This is a genomic window from Bartonella sp. CL25QHWL (assembly GCF_042195335.1).
Taxonomy (GTDB): domain Bacteria; phylum Pseudomonadota; class Alphaproteobacteria; order Rhizobiales; family Rhizobiaceae; genus Bartonella.
Genome location: NZ_JBHIOE010000020.1, coordinates 1 through 2,565 on the forward strand (window position 1 = coordinate 1; position 2,565 = coordinate 2,565).

General features: G+C 47.5%; 5 protein-coding genes and 2 pseudogenes. All 7 read right to left on the reverse strand.

The features are described 5' to 3' along the window. A pseudogene (locus ACFILY_RS08430) lies at positions 1-180 on the reverse strand (baseplate assembly protein); the annotation flags it as partial. Between the two features lie 3 nt (positions 181-183). Next, complete coding sequence (locus tag ACFILY_RS08435; protein ID WP_375631569.1) at positions 184-384, reverse strand: hypothetical protein; 201 nt, start codon at positions 382-384, stop codon at positions 184-186. Positions 385-396: 12 nt separating this feature from the next. Continuing rightward, positions 397-990, reverse strand: coding sequence for a baseplate assembly protein (locus ACFILY_RS08440; protein WP_375631567.1), 594 nt, complete (start codon positions 988-990; stop codon positions 397-399). Continuing rightward, the gene (locus ACFILY_RS08445) at positions 987-1,508 is read right to left on the reverse strand and encodes a hypothetical protein (RefSeq protein WP_375673308.1); all 522 of its coding nucleotides are present in this window, start codon (positions 1,506-1,508) and stop codon (positions 987-989) included. Before ACFILY_RS08445 ends, ACFILY_RS08440 begins: the two co-directional genes overlap by 4 nt. Beyond that, a complete protein-coding gene (locus ACFILY_RS08450) occupies positions 1,505-1,999 on the reverse strand; it encodes a phage virion morphogenesis protein (RefSeq protein WP_375673309.1) in 495 nt (164 codons plus the stop codon). Before ACFILY_RS08450 ends, ACFILY_RS08445 begins: the two co-directional genes overlap by 4 nt. 1 nt (position 2,000) lies before the next feature. Further along, positions 2,001-2,423, reverse strand: coding sequence for a gp436 family protein (locus ACFILY_RS08455; protein WP_273790112.1), 423 nt, complete (start codon positions 2,421-2,423; stop codon positions 2,001-2,003). Positions 2,424-2,438: 15 nt separating this feature from the next. Then, a pseudogene (locus ACFILY_RS08460) lies at positions 2,439-2,565 on the reverse strand (capsid protein); the annotation flags it as partial.

The following is a 2,565-nucleotide window of genomic DNA, read 5'->3' on the forward strand; positions in this document are numbered from 1 at the left end:
AAGCTGCATCATCGTCGCAGGATCAGCATTGGCATCTTGGAATGCTCCAACATCACATCCATAATGACGACGCAAAACCCGTGTCCCAATTCTTGTCGTCAGACATTTACGAAGTGACTGTTGACAATGCGCAAAGCCATATAAAAGAGAGCCATCCTTTTCGCTCATCCCGCACCGCATGCTTTAAGCTCCTTTACTTGTCTTTGTGGTAGAAACAGTTGGGGCCGCCGCAACAACAGGGGCTGGTTTTTCAGCGATCTGACCAAGCAGCAACGGATATTTAGCCTCTTCCTCACTTAAACAAATTTCTTCACCTTTGCCCAGTGAACGCTTGCCTGCAACAAAATCGGCATTGGTTAAAATAACATAAATGTTCTCACGCATGATAAAACTCCTTTAAAGAGGGGAAGAGGTTGTGGAGGGACCCATTTTGACCCCACCGTGTTTGTGGCTTGCGCCAACAGATTTTTGATTATGCTGCAAATCTTCTGCTTGAATCCGCACACTACCCGTTAATTCAACACGGGTTGCTTGATGAGAAAGCACCAAACCTTTTTCACTCAAATGGATTTGGTTTTCCCCATGGGAGAGAATAAGTTCATCTTTTGTCATTCGCAAAGCGCCACCGGCATAACAGAGCGCCAACTCTTGGAAAGAGCGTGCGGGATTAGGTGCATCCTCACTATAACTATCGCGCACCACCAGAGAGGCAGAACCAATTTCGCCATGGGGATTTAATAACCGCACCGGATCACCAACATGGAGGGGCATATTGCTTGAGAGAGCGCCAGAAGCTTCTTGCGCTTGTAGCCAAGGCGATAAAACTGCTTGTCCATTAGAACCCTGTTCGGAAAGTTTCACCCGCACCCTATGGCCATCAACTTGCACAACCCGCCCAATCATGTGCTGGTTGGCAAGACAGCGTTCAAGCGCATCAAGACGCTTCATTATTTGTCGCAAGGTGTCACTCAACAAATGCGCATCATTCATGGCAACACCTCATCATCACATGAAATCAAACCACTTTTGAGTTGTCCTTCATCACAAAAAATATCCTGTCCCAACTGATGCAAATCTTGGTGCCATTCCACCACGCTTATCGATACACCACGCTGCTTAATCGCCGCGGAAATAATCGGTTCAATCTGGACATCACGCGGGGCACTCAAATGCGTTAGCCCCCACAATTGCCCGCTATGGCATAAAACCGCAATGGCTTCTGCTAAAAGCCAACTGGAAACATCACGCTCTTTACCAGTGGTAATAATAAAAGCCCCTAAATGAAGATCCGCACTCATGTGTCCACTTGCTACAGGATTCAAACGGCTTTCTAACACCGCAACCCGTATTGCTGGAGCCACCAGCATCTGTGTTTCAAGTTCTTCTAAATTAAAACGTCCAAATTGACAGCCGCAATCACGCACATCCGGCAAAGCGCCTTTAAGGCTCCTTATCACCGCTTCACGAAACTGATTAATGCGCCCTGCTTGTGTGATCGTTTGGTTCATGAAAAGACCCTTTCCAGCCAGTCTTCTGTCGCTTTGACAATTTCCACTTTATTGTGCTCTGAAAGCCCCAAATAAGGGCGTGCCGGCATAGTCACTTGATGCACACAAACAAAGCGGTGTGCATTACCGCTTTTAAGAAAAAAGCGCAGTGTCTTGCCATTTTTCGGGCGAATAACCCCACCTAATTGATGAATCCGCGCATAAACCAACCCAGAGCCCACAATCACCTGTTCTGGTGAAGCTTTCATATCAATGGAGCGTGAAAGCGCCCCACTGGCATAAAGAATGGAGGTGCGGGCATAATTGTTTTTCCACTTCTCTCCTTGGGCAGAATTTTTTTCGCTTTGAATCCGCCGCCTTGTGCTTTCTTGGATGAGACGCCCAACCCCTTGTGCCAAAGTCCCCATCGAGCTATCAGCGCCCTTTTGCAACAAGGATAAAGCCGCTTCAAGCCCTGTCTCTTTAATCTCAATATGGGTTGCAACAGACATGTTACCTTCCCATCAAACGCGGCTTGGCATGAAAAAAAGCCCCATCACGAACCGGTCCATCTTCGCTCATAATTTTAGGTTCATCTATGCCTAAACCCGCTTTGCCTTCGGCAATACGTTTCAGCAAATCAACCGCCTGTTTGTAACGATCTTCAATGGTCGTGGTCAGCGCCGTATGGCGTATGGCTAAATTATAAACAGCAATATTGACACAGATCATACCCAGAGCCGCCGGCTGTCCAGCAATGGGGACGCAGTAGCGATGAGACAAATGCACATCAATCTCACCACTTGCCTGTTCGAGCGCGCGGGCAATGGCTTGCTCTGAAAAAACTGGATCAGAGTTCTCATCCATCCCACACAAATCATCCAAGAAGTCATCACCCCAGAGCTCTTCAATCAATGTTTTGCTTGCATAAGCCATGTTTAAAAGTTTCCCTTAGACAACTTCTTGCAACAAAACACCGGCATCTTTTGCGGCAACCAATTCACACACACGTTCCCCCACACGCACCCGTTTACCACCCGACAAGCCGATATCTGGATCTTGGATCACTCCAGACAAA

Bases quoted from the DNA above. Each gene is read 5' to 3' on its own strand.
- ACFILY_RS08435 (WP_375631569.1), bottom strand. From the start codon at position 384: ATGCGTGAGAACATTTATGTTATTTTAACCAATGCCGATTTTGTTGCA.
- ACFILY_RS08440 (WP_375631567.1), bottom strand. From the start codon at position 990: ATGAATGATGCGCATTTGTTGAGTGACACCTTGCGACAAATAATGAAG.
- ACFILY_RS08445 (WP_375673308.1), bottom strand. From the start codon at position 1,508: ATGAACCAAACGATCACACAAGCAGGGCGCATTAATCAGTTTCGTGAA.
- ACFILY_RS08450 (WP_375673309.1), bottom strand. From the start codon at position 1,999: ATGTCTGTTGCAACCCATATTGAGATTAAAGAGACAGGGCTTGAAGCG.
- ACFILY_RS08455 (WP_273790112.1), bottom strand. From the start codon at position 2,423: ATGGCTTATGCAAGCAAAACATTGATTGAAGAGCTCTGGGGTGATGAC.